The organism is Micromonospora sp. LOL_021 (assembly GCF_048060215.1).
Taxonomy (GTDB): Bacteria; Actinomycetota; Actinomycetes; order Mycobacteriales; family Micromonosporaceae; genus Micromonospora_E.
This window is the reverse complement of record NZ_JBHMIN010000013.1, coordinates 56,358-70,889: the sequence shown is the minus strand read 5'-3', so window position 1 is coordinate 70,889 and position 14,532 is coordinate 56,358. Positions and strand designations below refer to the sequence as shown.

Here is a 14,532-nt window from a genome sequence, read left to right as displayed (position 1 = left end):
TCTGTCGACCCCACTCGGAGGTTGAGACACTATGGCCCGGGCACGATCTGCGGCACACACCCCACGCCGGCTGACAGTGGTCCTGGTGGGTCTCGTCGCCGGGCTGCTCGCACTGCCCGGCGTCGCGCTCGCCCAGCCGTCCGGGGCGACCCAACTCGCCGCCACCGACATCCAGCTGCTCAACGGGGTCCGGCTCGCCGGGCTGTGGGAAATTCCCGCCGGTCAGCTGGCGGCGGAGAAGGGCAGCACGCAACGGGTCCGCGAGGTCGGCGCCGCCATCGCCGAACAGCACGTCGAGCTCGACCTGTTGGTGGTCGAGGCGGCGAACAAGCTGGGTGTGGAGCTGCCCACCGACCCGACCCCCACCCAGCAGGGCTGGGTCAACGAGATGAAGACCTCGGAGGGCGCCCGGTTCGACCGGATCTTCGTTGAGCGGCTCCGCGCCGCCCACGGCAACATCTTCCCGGTCATCGGTGCAGTCCGGGCGAGCACCCGCAACGACGTTGTCCGGCAGCTCGCACAGGACGCCAACGGCTTCGTCCAGACCCACATGTCACTGTTGGAGAGCACCGGTCTGGTGCGCTACGGCGAGCTTCCCCCGGTGGCCGTGCCGGCACCAGCTGACGACAGCCTCTTCGCTGCGGTCCAAGCCAACGCGGAGCTCAACAACGGCGTCAACTCGACGGCGATCTGGGTGGTGCTGATCGGCGCGCTGGCGCTCGGCACCGCCGCCACCTTCGCCGTCTTCCGACGGCGGTACTGACCGTTGTCGTCACCCCGACTGCCCGGGCGGAGACATCCGGCCCGGGCAGTCGGCTACCCGGGCCCATTCGGTCGCGACCTGCGGCAGGATTGTCGTCGTGCCTGAAGGCGACACCGTCTGGAACACCGCCCACCGGCTGTGCGACGTGCTGGCTGGCCGGCGGCTCACCGGCAGCGACTTCCGGATCCCCCGGCTCGCGACCATCGACCTGTCCGGCTGGACCGTGCTGGACTCCGTGAGCCGTGGCAAGCACCTTCTGCTGCGGCTCAGGGCACCGGACGACCGGCGGTACACCCTGCACTCGCACCTACGGATGGACGGCAGTTGGCGGACCTACCGGCTCGGTCAACGCTGGACGGCCCGGCCGGCACACCTGATCCGCGTGGTGCTGCGCACCGGTGAATCCGTCGCCGTCGGCTATCACCTGCACGAGCTGGCCCTGGTGACGACGGAGCGGGAGCCGGAACTCACCGCCGGGCTGGGGCCGGATCTGCTCGGTGCCGACTGGGACCCGGCCGAAGCGGTCCGCCGGCTCGCCGCCCGGCCCGAGATGCCGGTCGTCGAGGCGCTGCTCGACCAGCGCAATCTCGCCGGGATCGGCAACGTCTACGCCTGCGAGTTGCTGTTCCTGCGTGGTGTCGCGCCCGGTACACCGGTGCGCGAGGTGCCGGACCTGGCCGCCGTCGTCGACCTGGCACGCCGGCTGCTGGTCGCCAACCGGGGGCGGGCCAGCCGCAGCATCACCGGCCTGCCCGGGGAGGCCACCTACGTGTACGGGCGCTGGCGGCGGCCGTGCCGCCGCTGCGGTACGGCCGTGCGTCGCATCGAGCCGGCGGTGGGGCGGGTCACCTACTGGTGCCCGACGTGCCAGCCGGGTCCGGTGGCTGGCGCAGCTCCGCCAGCCCGGCGGCAACCCCCCGCAGCAGGTCACCGGCCTCGGTGAGCCGGCTCACCGACGGGTGCTGCCCGACCGCCCGACCGTCCTCGGCGACGTAGTTGGCGGCCGCCGCGACCAGACCTTCGTAGGCGACGGTGCCGGCTTCCAGTTGCTCGACGAGCACCCGGTGCGAATTGGCCAGCCCGGCGTCGGCCGGAGCCAGCCGTACCGCCTTCTCCACGCTGGCCACCCGGTACGCCAGGTCACGCAGTGACTGCTCGGCCACCGCAGCTTCGAGCTGGGCCGACTCGCCCGGCCCGGTCAGCCGCGGCACCAGACCGGCGAGGGTACGCGCGGCCCGGTCCAGCCGGGTCCAGACGTCCGCCGCCGCCGTTCCGCGTAACGCCAGCAGCGCCTGCTGTCGGCGTACCTCGCCGACGGCGGCCCGGCCGAGCGGAATCCGCTCGACGGTGGCGACCAGCTTGAGCCGGGCCTGCTCGGCGGCGATGGCCGGATCCGGCGCGGGGGGCGGCGGTTGCGCGGTCAGCGCCCGCAGATCGGACCAGCGCCAGAAGGCCAACGCGGTGCTGGCGCCGGCCGCCGCCGCCCACACCGCGTCGACCGGGCTGACCCCCGCGTACGGCAGCAGGACCGCCGCCGCGCCACCGAAGCCGCCGGCGAGCACGGTCCACCGGCGGGCGCCCCGACGCAGGCGACGCAGCCTGCGGAAGTAGCGGGTCCGTGGATCCACCACCGTTGCTCCTTCCCGCCCTCTCGGCCAGCCCGATGGTCAGCCGGCGGCGGAGGCGTCACCGGTGTTCTTGTCCTTCGCCATCGAGGCACGGAGCTGGTCGAGGCGGGCGACACTGGCGCTGTCCGCGCCGGCCGTGCTGTCCGCACCGGCCGGGGTCTGCTCGACCGCCGGCCCCGGCTGTGCCCCGGCGAGCTTCTCTCCGGCCATGCTGGCCCGGATCTGATCGAGCCGCGACGAGCCGGCCATGTCGAGGGTGGACTTCTGCACCTCGAGCATCCGCCCCTCGACGGAGTTGCCGGCCAGCTCGGCCCGGCCCATCGCGGTGGCGTAGCGCTGCTCGATCTTGTCCCGCACCTCGTCGAGCGACGGCGTGTTCTTCGGCGCGGCGAGCGCCGACATCGACTCCAGCGACGACGCCACGGTCTCCTGCATCTTGGCCTGCTCGAGTTGGCTCAGCAGCTTGGTCCGCTCGGCCAGCTTCTGCTGCAGGATCATCTGGTTGTTCTCCACCGCCTGACGGGCCTGGGCAGCGGCGGCCAACGACTGGTCGTGCAGGGTCTTGAGATCCTCCATCGACTGCTCGCCGGAGACCAGCTGGGTGGCGAGAGTCTGGGCGGTCTGCTCGTACTTGTTCGCCTCCGCCTCGTCGCCCTCGGCGCGGGCCTTGTCGGCCAGCACCAGCGCCTGCCGGGCCATCCCCTGCAGCCGCTCGACCTCGCTCATCTGCCGGGAGAGCTTCATCTCCAGCTGTCGCTGGTTGCCGATCACTGCGGCGGCCTGCTGAACCAGTGCCTGGTGCTGGCGCTGGGCGTCCTCGATCGCCTGCTGGATCTGCACCTTGGGGTCGGCGTGCTCATCTATCTTGGCGCCGAACAGCGCCATCAGGTAGCGCCAACCCTTGACGAACGGGTTCGCCATCTCTGCGGTATCCCCTCACTATCGGCGCGAACGGTCAGGCGGTCACGGCGACCCGACCCGGGCGGTACGGTGCGCCGGCACCCCTACCATCGTCCCAGGCCGTCGCCACCGCGTCAGCTGGCGTCGGTGGGATCCGGCAGGGTACGTCGGTCGAGGGTCAACCTTAGTGTCCCGGATCCAGCGGTGGCGAGCCCTGGACCCGGCCGCCCGCGGCAGCCCGATCCGTCGTGGCTCAGGCGGCGCAGACGACGTCACGGTCCCGACCGCCGGTGTTCGACACCCGCCGGGAGGCCCGCAGCGTCGTCTTGAGCGGCGAGTCGCTGCGGACCGAGACGGTCACCCCGCCCTCGGCGGCGACCTGGTGCACGGAGGCGTCGCCCCGCTCTGCCGTACCGACGGCACCGTCCGGGGCGGAGCGCAGCACCTCGCTGTGGCTCGGCCGCTCGTCCAGGGACCGCTCGGGCGACGCGGAGGGTGAGGTCGGGGACTGCTCGGGGAACGGAACCAGCAGGCACTGCCGCTGCTCGGCGACGGCCACGGTGTGGCTCACGTCACGCAGCACCTCGGACAACTGAGCACCCAGCGCGTCGCAGATCGCAGCGAGCAGCTCACTTGAGGCTTCCTTCTGGCCGCGCTCGATCTCGGAGAGGTAGCCGAGGCTGACGTTGGCGGCGGTGGAAACTTCGCGCAGAGTCCGGCGCTGACCCTGCCGGCGGGCACGCAGCGCGTCACCGATGACGCGGCGTAGCAGGACCATCGCACCTCCCCCTGTCCGGGACCGGCCGGCGAGTGCCGGAGGCTTCCCGCAACCTTATCCGTTCGTCACCCGATCGACACCCCACCCGAGAGCACGAATCGGGCCCGGCAGGGCGATCCGGGTCAGATGTCAGTTATATCCGCTCGGCGTCCCGGGTGTCCCCCGCTCAGGCCCGCGTGGCGCGTAGTTGCGTCGTCAGCAGTCGCAGGGCAGCGGTCACGCTCGACCTGCGTACCGCGTCTCGACCGCCACCGAGGTCCAACCGCCGGACCTGATGCACGCCAGCCGGACCGGCCAGGGCGACGTAGACCCGCCCGACCGGCTTTCCGCCCTGCGGCTGCGGGCCGGCCACCCCGGTGGTGGCCAGCGTCCAGTCGGCGGCGCACCGGACCCGGGCACCCCGGGCCATGGCGACCGCGACGTCCGGGTCGACCGGTCCGCGGTCGGCGAGCAACCGCTCCGGCACCCCGGCCAGGGTGCGCTTCAGATCGGTGGCGTACACGACCAGCCCGCCGCGGAAGACCAGGCTCGCCCCGGCGACCTCGACCAGGGCGGACGCCAGCAGCCCACCAGTGAGCGACTCGACGACCGCCAGCGTCTCAGCCCGCTCCGCCAAGGCGTGCACGACCGCCGCCGCCGGGCTGCCGCTGGGCGACCGCCCCATGCCGAGATCGCCGCCGTCGGGCGCCGACCGCCCGCCCGCTGGCGACCTGAGCGGAGGTACTCGGTCCGGCCCGGCTGGAGACACTCGGTCCGACCCGGCCGACGTCACCGGTCCGGCCCGGTACGGCGCAGCCGCAACGCGCGGACCAGGTAGTCCAGCCCGGTCGCCACGGTGACCAGCAGCGCGGCCGCCATGATCCACGGAGCGACCGCAGCGAGCACCGACGGCAGCGGCAGCAGGTACCAGACGATCGCCATGATCTGCAGCGCCGTCTTTGCCTTACCGCCCCGGCTCGCCGCGATCACCCCGTGACGCAGCACCCAGAACCGGATCAGCGTGACCCCCCACTCACGCACCAGGATCAGCCCGGTCACCCACCAGGGCACCAGGTCGTACCAGGACAGCAGTACCAGCGCGGTGCCGGTCAGCGCCTTGTCGGCAATCGGGTCCGCAACCTTGCCGAACGACGTCACCAAGGCGTACCGGCGGGCGATCCAGCCGTCGATCAGGTCGGTCGCCGACGCGACGACGAACGTCAGGCAGGCGGCGATCCGCCAGCCCGGATGGGTCATCCCGGAGAGAACCACGAACACCACGAAAACCGGCACCAGCACCATGCGTAGCCCGGTGAGTGCGTTGGCCGCATTGACCACCGGCACCGCGGTCACGGCGGTACGCGGACCGGCGGAGGCGCCCGGCTCGGTCATCAGCTCACCCGACCGCGGCGGAGAGTGGCCGGTCGGCCGTACCGGACGAGAGCACGTCACTCGGTACCGCCACCAGGTCGACCCCTTCGGTCCCGGTCACCGTCGCCCGCACCAGATCGCCGGGGCGCAGCATGGCTAGCTCGACACCGGCTCCAGCGCCGGCACCGGCGGCAGCGCCGGCCACCAGGGTCGTCGAGCCGTCCACCTCCGGCGCCTGGTGCGCGGCCCGGCCCTCCACCAGCCCGTCGTCGACACTGTCGACCAGCACCTCCACCGTCGTACCGACCCGATCCTCGGCACGCTGCGCGCACAACTCGTCGGCCAGCGCGCAGATCCGGTCGTAGCGCCGCTTCACCGTGGCGGCCCGCACCTTGTCGGGCAGTCCGGCGGCCTCGGTGCCGTCCTCGTCGCTGTAGTCGAACACCCCGATCGCGTCCAACCGGGCCGCAGACAGGAAACGGACCAGTTCGTCGACGTCCGACCGGGTCTCGCCGGGGAACCCGACGATGAAGTTGCTCCGCGCGCCGGCCTGCGGCGCCAGTGACCGGGCCGAGGCCAGCAGGTCGAGGAACCGCCCGGTGGAGCCGAAGCGCCGCATCCGGCGCAGTACCGGCTCGCTGGCGTGTTGGAAGGACAGGTCGAAGTACGGTGCCACACCGGCCGTGGTGGCGATCGTCTCGATCAGGCCCGGACGGGTCTCCGCCGGCTGCAGGTAGCTGACCCGGACCCGGACGATGCCGTCGACGGCCGCCAACTGGGGCAGCAGCTTCTCCAGCAGCCGCGGATCGCCCAGATCCTTGCCGTACGAGGTCGAGTTCTCGCTCACCAGCACGAGTTCCCGAACGCCGGTGCCGGCCAACCACTCGGCCTCGGCCAGCAGCTCCTCGGGACCGCGGGAGACGAACGCCCCCCGGAACGCCGGGATGGCGCAAAAGGCGCACCGGCGGTCACAGCCACTGGCCAGTTTCAGCGACGCCACCGGTCCGCTGGCCAGCCGACGCCGCAGGACCGCGCGCAGGTGCGCGGGGGTGTGCTCGTCGACCGTCGCGTGACCGGGCACGACGACACCGGAGCGCTGCCGGGACACCGGGGTCAGTGGCAGCATCGTGCGGCGGTCCCGCGGCGCGTGCGCGGGCAACTGCTCGCCGGCCAGCACCGCCCGCAGCCGGCCGGAGATGTCCGGGTAGTCGTCGAACCCGAGGACGGCCTGCGCCTCCGGCAGGTGCTCGGCGAGCTCCCGACCGTACCGTTCGGCCATGCAGCCGGCGGCCACTACCTTGGCCCCGCCGTCCGCGGCGTCGAGCAGCGTCTGCACCGAGTCCTGCTTGGCCTTCTCGACGAAGCCGCAGGTGTTGACGAGCACCACGTCGGCACCGTCGGCGTCGGTGGTCACCTGCCAGCCGTCGGCGTCCAGCCGGGCGGCCAACTCCTCCGAGTCGACCTCGTTGCGGGCGCACCCCAGGGTGAGCAGGGCGACACGCCGGCCGGGCGGTGGGGCGGGAGGCGGGGGAAAAGCAGACACCTGACGAGGGTACCGGGCCACCGGCGGGCGGCGGCCGGGCGGCGCGACGCGCAACGATCCGACCGAACGTGCCCGACGCACCACCGGACCGACAAACGCCGGTCCAGGCCAGGGCGGACGCCGGTCTAGGCCGAATGGAACAGCCGCAGACCGACCACGCCGGCGACGATCAGAGCGATGGAGACCAGGCGCGCGGCGTGGCCCGGCTCGCCGTACCAGAGGATCCCGGCTATCGCGGTGCCGGCGGCACCGATGCCAATCCACACGGCGTACGCGGTGCCGACCGGCAGGTCGCGCAGGGCGAGCGAGAGCAGCCCGAAGCTGCCCAGCGCGACGACGACGAAGAGCACCGACGGCACCAACCGGGTGAATCCGGCGCTCTGCTTCAAGGCAAGCGCGAAACCGGTCTCCAGTAGGCCGGCGACCACCAGCAGGACCCAGGCCATCACCCACCCCCATCGGTACGGCCGACCATAGTCAACCGACCGCACCAGTGCGGTCAGCTCGCCTCGACGGCCCGCAGACTCGCCAGTGCGTCCTCCAGCTCGTCCGGCTTGACCAGGACGTCGCGGGCCTTGGAACCCTCGGACGGCCCGACGATGCCCCGGGTCTCCATCAGATCCATCAACCGGCCCGCTTTGGCGAACCCGACCCGCAGTTTGCGCTGCAGCATCGAGGTCGACCCGAACTGTGAGGTCACCACCAGCTCGATCGCCTGGACCAGCAGGTCGAGGTCGTCGCCGACGTCCTCGTCGATCTTCTTCTTGTTTTCCTGGGCGGTGGTGAGCACGTCGGGGCGGAACTCCGGCTCGCGCTGCTTCTTGCAGAAGGCGACGATCTCGTCGATCTCCTTTTCGCTGACCCAGGCGCCCTGGATGCGCAGCGGTTTCGACGCCCCCATCGGCAGGAACAGGCCGTCGCCCCGGCCGATCAGCTTCTCCGCGCCCGGCTGATCCAGGATGACCCGCGAGTCGGACAGCGACGACGTGGCGAAGGCCAGCCGGGACGGCACGTTCGCCTTGATCAGGCCGGTCACCACGTCCACCGACGGCCGCTGGGTGGCCAGCACCAGGTGGATGCCGGCGGCCCGGGCGAGCTGGGTGATCCGTACGACCGAGTCCTCCACGTCCCGGGGGGCGACCATCATCAGGTCGGCCAGCTCGTCGACGATCACCAGCAGGTACGGGTACGGCCGGATTTCCCGCTCGCTGCCGGGGGGAGCGGTGATCTCCCCGGCCCGCACCTTACGGTTGTAATCGTCGATGTGCCGGACACCGTTCGCGGCCAGGTCGTCGTAGCGCATGTCCATCTCGCGCACCACCCACTCCAGCGACTCGGCCGCCTTCTTGGGGTTGGTCACGATCGGAGTGACCAGGTGCGGGATGCCCTCGTACCCGGTCATCTCGACCCGCTTGGGGTCGATCAGCAGCAGCCGTACCTCGTCCGGGGTGGCCCGGCTGAGGATCGAGATGAGCAGCGAGTTCAGGCAGGACGACTTGCCGGCGCCGGTCGCCCCGGCGATCAGGATGTGCGGCATCTTCGCGAGGTTGGCCACCACGAAGCCACCCTCGATGTCCTTGCCGAGCGCCACCAGCATCGGATGGTGGTCGGCACCGGCGGCACGGGAGCGCAGCACATCGCCGAGCGACACGTCCTCCCGGTCGGTGTTCGGGATCTCCACGCCGACCGCGCTCTTACCCGGGATCGGGCTGAGGATCCGCACGTCCGGTGACTTCACCGCGTACGCGATGTTGCGGGAGAGCTGGGTGATCCGCTCGACCTTGACCCCGTGGCCGAGCTCCACCTCGTAGCGGGTCACCGTCGGACCGCGGGTGAACCCGGTGACCGCCGCGTCGACGTCGAACTGCTCGAACACCCCCTGCAGCGCGGCGATCACCTCGTCGTTGGCCTTGCTGCGGGTCTTCGCCGGCGGACCGGTCCGCAGCAGTTTGGCCGGCGGCAGGCGGTAGTCCCCGGACAGCCCGGTGATCGCCAGCTGCTCGGCGCGGGTCGGGGTCGGGGAATGCTCCGGCGGCTCCGGCGAGGTGCGGGTGGTCGGCACCTTCGCCGCCGGCCGGCGCGGCAGCTCCATCGTCTCCTGCAGATCGAGCGGCTCGGCCGGGGCACCGTCGGCACCGGCCGACGGTTCCGGCAGGGCGTCGGCCGTCCGGCTGGCCTGCCGGCGGCGCGGCGGGCGGCGGCGGGCCCGCTCGTCGCCGGCGGTCTCGTCGTCCCCCGTGTCGGTACCGGTGTCGTCACCGGCCGACGCCGGGTCTGACTCCGGCCCCCGCCCGGTCACCACCCCGGCGAGCAGCCCGAGCCGCTCCGGAATCCGGTTGATCGGGGTGGCGGTGACCACCAGCAGACCGAAGATCAGCAGCAGGATCAGCAGCGGCACGCCGACCCAGTAGCTGACCGTGTGCTCCAGTACCGTACCGACGCCGAGTCCGATCAGCCCGCCGGCGTAGTCACGTTGCAGGTCGTCGTCGGGACGTTGGCCGATGTGCAGCAGCCCCGCCGTGGCGACCAGCATCGCAGACCAGCCGACCAGCCCGCGGCCCCGGGGTTCCGGCTCCTCCGGTGGGTCACGCATCAACCGGACCGCGCCGATCAGCAGCAGCAACGGTACGGCGACCGCGATCGCGCCGACGAACAGCCGCATCATGTCCGCGACGCGGACCCCGAACGGACCGGCCGCACCGAACCAGATCGCCATCGAGGTGAGGATGGCCAGGCCGAGTACGAACAGGCCGGCGCCGTCGCGCCGGTGCTCCGGGCTCAACTCCCGGGCGGTGGCCGCCCGGCGACCGGCGGTGCGCACCGCCCAGCCGACGCCGTGCGCCAGCCCCATCCAAGTGGCGCCGACCGCGCGACCGACCAGGACGGCCGGCGAGTTGCGGGCCGGGCGCTTGCGGGCCGTCGGGCGCTTGCGGGCCGGCGTCCGGGCACGGCCGGTCGCGGCGCCACGGCTGGTCGACCCGCCGCGCCGCCGACTCGCCTGGGAGGTTCGGCCGGCCATAGAGTCCCACGGTAACCCCGCCGGCATACAAACCCTCGCTTTTCCGGGTCGTGTCCGAGCCACGCGGGGCGGCGCGGCTGTGCCACCATTCCGAACGGCCCCTACTGTCCCCCGAGGCCACGACGACGCCGTGCACCGCCGGACCCCCGTCCGGACATCGCCGGCCCGTCCGCGCGCCGGCCCCCGGCCGGGGCGCGAGGCCCGCCGTCCGCCGTGCCGTACCGAAAGGACCACCGCATGCCCCCGCCGGACCCAGACGACCTGCCCGACGCGCCCTCCGGCGGTGGTGCGATGCAGGTGCTGCGGCCGCTGACCACCGCGATGATCGCCGAGACCCTCACCGCCCGTGGTTACCACTTCCAGGCCGACTCCGACGGCGACCTGATCGGCCGGTGGAACGACAACCTGATCGTGTTCTCCCGGCTCGGGCCGAACGGCGAGGTGCTGCGGGTCCGGACCATCGCGTCGACCCTGTTCACCGTGGACGACGTGCCCGCGCTGTACGCCTTCTGCAACGAGTGGAACCACGACCGGCTGTGGCCCAAGACCTTCGTCCACGTCGACGACGACGGCACCGCCCGGGTCTGCGGTGAGTTGATCACCGCGTTGGAACGTGGAGTCAGTGCCCCGCAACTCGACCACCTGCTCGACTGCGGGATCGCCACCGGGTGCCAGGTCTGCGACGCCGTCGCCGAGTTGGCGGGCTGACCCGGATGGAACACCGTTTCCAGGTCGACCTGCGCGGCATCGTCGACCTGCTCAGCCACCACCTGTACGCCAGCCCTCGGGTGTTCGCCCGGGAGCTGGTGCAGAACGCCACCGACGCGATCACCGCCCGGCGGGAGGCCGAGGCCGACTGGGCCGGCGGTACCGTCCGGATCGAGCCCACCGCCGACGGTGGCCTGCGGGTGCACGACGACGGCATCGGCCTGACCGAGCCGCAGGTGCACACCTTCCTGGCCAGCGTCGGGCGTACCTCCAAACGGGACGACCTGGGCTTCGCCCGGCAGGACTTCCTCGGCCAGTTCGGCATCGGTCTGCTGTCGTGCTTCATGGTCGCCGACACCGTCGAGGTGGTCACCCGGTCGGCCCGGGGCGGACCGGCGGTGCGCTGGACCGGGTACGCCGACGGGCGTTACACCACCGAGGTCGACGACGCCGCACGCGGACCGGTCGGCACCACCGTCACGCTGCGCCCCCGCACCGACGCCGGGCACTGGCTGGCCGCCGACCAGGTCCGTGACCTGGTCCGCGACTACGCCCGGCTGCTGGACGTACCGGTGCTGTTCTGCCCGCCGGGAGACGAGCCGGTCCGGCTGACCGAGCCGCAGGCCCCGTGGGAGGTGGTCCACGCCGACCCGGCGGCCCGCCGGGAGGCGCTGCTGGACTACGGCGCGACGCTGCTCGGGGCCCGGCCGATGGACGTGATCGACCTGCGGGTACCGGAAGCCGGGCTGGTCGGTGTCGGTTTCGTGCTGCCGTCGCCGTCGACGGTCGGCCAGGGCGGCCATCGGGTCTACCTGAAACGGATGCTGCTCAGCGACGACGCCAGCAAGCTGCTGCCGGAATGGGCGTTCTTCGTCCGCTGCGTGGTCGACACCTCGGTACTGCGCCCGACCGCCAGCCGCGAGGCGCTCTACGAGGACGACCTGCTCGGCGCGGTCCGCGACGGGCTCGGCGAGCAGATCCGCAGCTGGCTGCTGGAGCTGTCGGTCAGCCAGCCGGAACGGCTCGCCGCGTTCCTGCGGGTGCACCATCTCGGGGTGAAGGCGCTCGCCGTCCGCGACGACGAGATGCTGCGGCTGGTCGACTCGTGGCTGCCGTTCGAGACCAGCCGGGGAATGATGCCGCTGCGGCTGTTCCGCCAGCATCTGGCGATGATCCGGTACGTGGAGACGGTCGACGAGTTCCGGTCACTGGCCGCGATCGCGTCCGCCGCCGGTACGCCGATCGTCAACGCCGGCTACGCCTACGACGCGGAGATCCTGCAGCGCCTTCCCCGGCTGGACCCGGCGATCCGCACCCGCCGGCTGGACCCCGGCGAGCTGGCCGCCCGGTTGGAGACCCTCTCGCCCGGACAACTGGCGGTGGCGGAGACCTTCCTGGCCACCGCCCGCACGGTGCTGGCCGAACTGGACTGCGTACCGCAGTTGCGGCAGTTCGACCCGGTCACGGTGCCGGCCCTGTACGTCCTCGGCCAGGCCGCCCGCGAGCAGGACAGCGTGCGCCGTGCGGTGGCCGGCTCCGACGAGCTGTGGTCGGAGGTGCTGTCCGCGTTCGCCGACGTCGACGTCGACCACCGTCCGGAGCTGGTCTTCAACTGGCGGCACCCGCTGATTCGCCGACTCGCCGCGCAACCGGCCGGAGCGGCGCTACGCAACGCCGTCGAAGCGCTGTACGGCCAGGCGCTGCTAGCCGGTCACCATCCGTTGCGGGCGGTGGACAGTGCCGCGCTCAACCGGTCCTTCCTGGCCCTGCTGGACCGGGCCTTCACCGATCCGGCCGACGGGCCGGGCACCCCCACCGAGGAGACACCGTGACCGCCGAGGAGCTGGTCCAGGCGCTGGACGAGGCCACCGACCTGCCCGACGGCGACGGCAAGATCGCCGAGCTGGAACGAATCGCCGCGCACGCCGACGCGGCCGGGCAGGCACGGATCGGTTTCGACGCGCGGATGGCGCTGATCGAGACGTACAACCATCACACCGAACGCTGGCGGATGCTGCCGGCGTTCGGCTGGTGTCTGAACACCTTCGACCGGTACCCGGAGATGTTCGAGCCGTGGGACGCCGAGCTGCTGCGCTGGTACCACAAGTGGGCGGTCGCGACGCTGCGCGGCACGCCGCAGGTGGGTCTGGCGCAGACCCGGGCCGCGCTGGACGACATGGAGCGCCGGTTCACCGCCAGCGGGCAGAGCCTGCAGGCGGTGTACAACCTGCGCTGCAAGATCGCCGACCATGTCGGCGACGAGGCCCAGGCCCGGCAGTGGCTGGACCGGTGGCGCACCGCCCCGCGCGACGAGAACAGCGACTGCGCCGGCTGCGACCCGTCCCGCCAGGCGGAGCTGCTCGCCGGCTGGGGTGAGTGGGAGGCGGCGCTGGCGATCGCCGAACCGGTGCTCAGCGGCGCGGTCGGCTGCACCGAGCAGCCGGAGAAGGCGCTGGTCGCGGTGATCATGCCGTACCTGCGGCTGGGCCGGTACGCCGACGCGGCGCAGGCGCACGTCCGGGCGTACCGGCGGCACCGGCACGAACGCGACGCCTTCCCGTACCTGGCCGAGCACCTGCGGTTCTGCGCGTTGGTCAGTCAGCACCAGCGTGGCCTGGCGATCCTCGCGGAGCATCTGGAGTGGTTCGACCGGCCGTACGACGACGCCTCGGCGATGGAGTTCGCCGCCGCCGGTGCCCTGGTCTGCCGGCTCGCGACCGCCGCCGGCCACGGCGACGAGACGATCCACCGGCCGGAGTACGCCGACCGGCCGGCCGCAGACCTGACGGTGGCCACGGTCGGCGCGCAGCTGGCCGCCACCGCCACCGAGCTGGCGGGCCGGTTCGACGCCCGCAACGGCACCGACCACCAGTCGCGGCGGATCGCCGGCTGGCTGGCGGCCGAACCGCTGACCGACGCCGTCGAGCTGCCGGCCGATCAGCCGGCCACCGGCGGCGAGGTCGGCGTACCGCCGGGCGGTAGCCCGGACGTGGTCTCGCCGTTGACGCTGGAGGGCATCACGGCGGCGCTCAACGAACGCGGCGACCGGTACTTCGTCGACGACAACGGCGTGGTCGGCGGCAAGTGGGGGCATGCGGTGATCCAGTTCGAGCGGCTCGGCGAGCAGCAGCGGGTGCTGCACAGCCGGGTGCTGGCCGACCGGCGGCTGCCGGCGGACCGGCTGGCCGAGGCGTACCGGTTCTGCAACTCGTGGAACCACGACCGGCTGCTGCCGAAGGCCTATGTGCACGACACCGGGTCCGGCGAGCTGATCCTGGCCGGCGACGTGAGCACCGACCTGGCGTACGGGGTCAGCGGGGCGCAGCTCGCCGCGCTGGTGAACGCGGCGGTGATCACCGGGGCGCAGTTCGCCGACGCCGTCGCCGAACTGCCCTGACCACCCCGGCCCAGCTGGCCACGACGACCACGGCCAGCACCAGCCGGGCCGCCCAGGCGTACTGGTCGGGGTAGATCACCCCGGTCAGGTAGCGCTCGACGAACCCCTCGTCGAAGCCGGCCTGGCCGGCCCGGCGGCGGGACCAGTGCTCGGCCACGGTGAGCGGGCAGCTCAGGTTGGCCGCCACCACCAGCACTCCCCAGCCCGCCGCGGTCAGATGCAGCCAGATCGTCCGCGGCCACCGCCAGGCCAGGAACCCGCCGACCGCCAGGTAGGCGAGGAACCCGAAGTGTGCCGTCAGGATGACGACGGTCAGCAGCTCGTAGCCCATGGTGACCTCCCCGTAGGCCAGGCTACGAGCGCCGGTCGACGGCCGACAGGGTACGCGTACTCAGCAGGTGCGCCGGGGAGTGCGCCGTCGCCGGGGGTGCGCCGTCCCCGGGAAG

13 protein-coding genes and 2 pseudogenes are annotated in these 14,532 nt (G+C 72.4%); 5 read left to right on the top strand and 10 right to left on the bottom strand.

Going from position 1 to position 14,532, the window contains the following annotated elements; translation table 11 throughout:
- Positions 1-31: 31 nt before the first annotated feature.
- On the top strand, positions 32-763 hold the full coding sequence (locus ACFHWT_RS11515; RefSeq protein WP_123600648.1) for a DUF4142 domain-containing protein: 732 nt from the start codon (positions 32-34) through the stop codon (positions 761-763).
- 97 nt (positions 764-860) lie between these two features.
- On the top strand, positions 861-1,706 hold the full coding sequence (locus ACFHWT_RS11510; RefSeq protein ID WP_416594590.1) for a DNA-formamidopyrimidine glycosylase family protein: 846 nt from the start codon (positions 861-863) through the stop codon (positions 1,704-1,706).
- Here ACFHWT_RS11510 and pspM read toward each other — a convergent pair.
- From pspM to ACFHWT_RS11465, 9 genes and pseudogenes are all read right to left on the bottom strand, one after another.
- Positions 1,609-2,394 (bottom strand): phage shock envelope stress response protein PspM, encoded by a 786-nt coding sequence (gene pspM / locus ACFHWT_RS11505; protein ID WP_123600646.1) that lies wholly within the window; start codon positions 2,392-2,394, stop codon positions 1,609-1,611. The genes ACFHWT_RS11510 and pspM overlap by 98 nt on opposite strands.
- 36 nt (positions 2,395-2,430) lie before the next feature.
- Positions 2,431-3,312 (bottom strand): PspA/IM30 family protein, encoded by an 882-nt coding sequence (locus tag ACFHWT_RS11500; protein WP_416594589.1) that lies wholly within the window; start codon positions 3,310-3,312, stop codon positions 2,431-2,433.
- Between the two features lie 232 nt (positions 3,313-3,544).
- Positions 3,545-4,069: a helix-turn-helix domain-containing protein gene (locus ACFHWT_RS11495; RefSeq protein ID WP_416594588.1), complete on the bottom strand. Its 525-nt coding sequence runs from the start codon at positions 4,067-4,069 to the stop codon at positions 3,545-3,547.
- 166 nt (positions 4,070-4,235) lie between these two features.
- Complete coding sequence (locus ACFHWT_RS11490) at positions 4,236-4,733, bottom strand: CinA family protein (protein WP_416594587.1); 498 nt, start codon at positions 4,731-4,733, stop codon at positions 4,236-4,238.
- Between the two features lie 104 nt (positions 4,734-4,837).
- Complete coding sequence (gene pgsA, locus ACFHWT_RS11485; protein WP_416594586.1) at positions 4,838-5,440, bottom strand: CDP-diacylglycerol--glycerol-3-phosphate 3-phosphatidyltransferase; 603 nt, start codon at positions 5,438-5,440, stop codon at positions 4,838-4,840.
- Positions 5,441-5,444: 4 nt separating this feature from the next.
- Positions 5,445-6,962, bottom strand: a complete 1,518-nt coding sequence (rimO, locus tag ACFHWT_RS11480) for a 30S ribosomal protein S12 methylthiotransferase RimO (RefSeq protein ID WP_416594585.1) — start codon at positions 6,960-6,962, stop codon at positions 5,445-5,447.
- 125 nt (positions 6,963-7,087) lie between these two features.
- Entirely contained in the window at positions 7,088-7,408 is a 321-nt protein-coding gene (locus ACFHWT_RS11475) for a DMT family transporter (RefSeq protein WP_416594584.1), read from the bottom strand.
- Positions 7,409-7,461: 53 nt separating this feature from the next.
- A pseudogene (locus ACFHWT_RS11470) lies at positions 7,462-9,156 on the bottom strand (DNA translocase FtsK); the annotation flags it as partial.
- A gap of 102 nt (positions 9,157-9,258) precedes the next feature.
- A pseudogene (locus ACFHWT_RS11465) lies at positions 9,259-9,981 on the bottom strand (DNA translocase FtsK 4TM domain-containing protein); the annotation flags it as partial.
- Positions 9,982-10,218: 237 nt separating this feature from the next.
- Between ACFHWT_RS11465 and ACFHWT_RS11460 the strand changes: the two are divergent.
- From ACFHWT_RS11460 to ACFHWT_RS11450, 3 genes are read left to right on the top strand one after another with little or no spacing between them, the layout of a single operon-like run.
- The gene (locus ACFHWT_RS11460; protein WP_416594583.1) at positions 10,219-10,689 is read left to right on the top strand and encodes a YbjN domain-containing protein; all 471 of its coding nucleotides are present in this window, start codon (positions 10,219-10,221) and stop codon (positions 10,687-10,689) included.
- Positions 10,690-10,694: 5 nt separating this feature from the next.
- Positions 10,695-12,521 (top strand): HSP90 family protein, encoded by a 1,827-nt coding sequence (locus ACFHWT_RS11455; RefSeq protein ID WP_416594582.1) that lies wholly within the window; start codon positions 10,695-10,697, stop codon positions 12,519-12,521.
- On the top strand, positions 12,518-14,086 hold the full coding sequence (locus ACFHWT_RS11450; protein WP_416594581.1) for a YbjN domain-containing protein: 1,569 nt from the start codon (positions 12,518-12,520) through the stop codon (positions 14,084-14,086). Before ACFHWT_RS11455 ends, ACFHWT_RS11450 begins: the two co-directional genes overlap by 4 nt.
- Here ACFHWT_RS11450 and ACFHWT_RS11445 read toward each other — a convergent pair.
- Positions 14,043-14,417, bottom strand: a complete 375-nt coding sequence (locus ACFHWT_RS11445) for a DUF2784 domain-containing protein (RefSeq protein WP_416594580.1) — start codon at positions 14,415-14,417, stop codon at positions 14,043-14,045. The genes ACFHWT_RS11450 and ACFHWT_RS11445 overlap by 44 nt on opposite strands.
- Positions 14,418-14,532 lie beyond the last annotated feature (115 nt).

Excerpts from the sequence above, each read along its gene's own strand:
- ACFHWT_RS11475 (WP_416594584.1), bottom strand. The coding sequence starts at position 7,408 with ATGGCCTGGGTCCTGCTGGTGGTCGCCGGCCTACTGGAGACCGGTTTC.
- ACFHWT_RS11490 (WP_416594587.1), bottom strand. The coding sequence starts at position 4,733 with ATGGGGCGGTCGCCCAGCGGCAGCCCGGCGGCGGCGGTCGTGCACGCC.
- ACFHWT_RS11445 (WP_416594580.1), bottom strand. The coding sequence starts at position 14,417 with ATGGGCTACGAGCTGCTGACCGTCGTCATCCTGACGGCACACTTCGGG.
- pgsA (WP_416594586.1), bottom strand. The coding sequence starts at position 5,440 with ATGACCGAGCCGGGCGCCTCCGCCGGTCCGCGTACCGCCGTGACCGCG.
- ACFHWT_RS11515 (WP_123600648.1), top strand. The coding sequence starts at position 32 with ATGGCCCGGGCACGATCTGCGGCACACACCCCACGCCGGCTGACAGTG.
- ACFHWT_RS11455 (WP_416594582.1), top strand. The coding sequence starts at position 10,695 with ATGGAACACCGTTTCCAGGTCGACCTGCGCGGCATCGTCGACCTGCTC.
- ACFHWT_RS11500 (WP_416594589.1), bottom strand. The coding sequence starts at position 3,312 with ATGGCGAACCCGTTCGTCAAGGGTTGGCGCTACCTGATGGCGCTGTTC.
- ACFHWT_RS11495 (WP_416594588.1), bottom strand. The coding sequence starts at position 4,069 with ATGGTCCTGCTACGCCGCGTCATCGGTGACGCGCTGCGTGCCCGCCGG.
- ACFHWT_RS11460 (WP_416594583.1), top strand. The coding sequence starts at position 10,219 with ATGCCCCCGCCGGACCCAGACGACCTGCCCGACGCGCCCTCCGGCGGT.